This window comes from Kosakonia sp. S42 (assembly GCF_016624785.1).
Taxonomy (GTDB): domain Bacteria; phylum Pseudomonadota; class Gammaproteobacteria; order Enterobacterales; family Enterobacteriaceae; genus Kosakonia; species Kosakonia cowanii.
The window spans coordinates 1-624 of record NZ_JACVTW010000088.1 but is presented as its reverse complement, the minus strand read 5'-3'; the positions used below and the strand labels follow the sequence as shown (position 1 = coordinate 624).

The window sequence follows — 624 nt, the reverse complement described above, 5'->3', positions numbered from 1 at the left end:
CCCCGGTACGGTTTTAAGAAACTGTTCCAGGTGCTGCGCAGACAGGGTAATGCCCGGAATCACAAGCGCGTGCACCGGATTTACTGTCTGCTGAAACTGAACTTTCGTCGCAGGGGAGAGCAACGTCTGCCAGTGCGCAGCCCGGCACCACTGGCCACTCCGGGGGCGTTAAACCAGAGCTGGTCCATCGATTTTATGCACGATGCGCTGGTGTGCGGCAGGCGCTTCATAACCTTCAGTGTGGTGGATGATTTTAACCGGGAAGCACTGGCGATAGAAATCGACCTGAATATCCCGGCACAGCGGGTGGTCAGGGTACTGGACAGGATCGTGGCAAACCGTGGTTATCCGCGGAAGATGCGGATGGATAACGGGCCGGAATTAATCTCACTGACCCTGACGCAGCGGGCTGAAGAGCATGACGTAATGCTGGGCTTTATCAAACCGGGTAAACCGACGCAGAATGCCTTTATCGGACGGTTTAACCGGACGTACCGGACAGAAATACTGGATTTTTACCTGTTCAGAACCCTGAACGAAGTACGGGAAATCACAGAACGCTGGCTGATGGGATATAACAGCGGGCGACCTCATGAATCCCTGAATAACCTGACGCCGGAAGAA

At 54.5% G+C, this 624-nt stretch carries 1 protein-coding gene; it reads left to right on the top strand.

Annotated elements, in window-relative coordinates:
• The coding region (locus IAE50_RS25680; RefSeq protein WP_200581696.1) for an IS3 family transposase at positions 1-624 on the top strand (624 nt) is incomplete at both ends.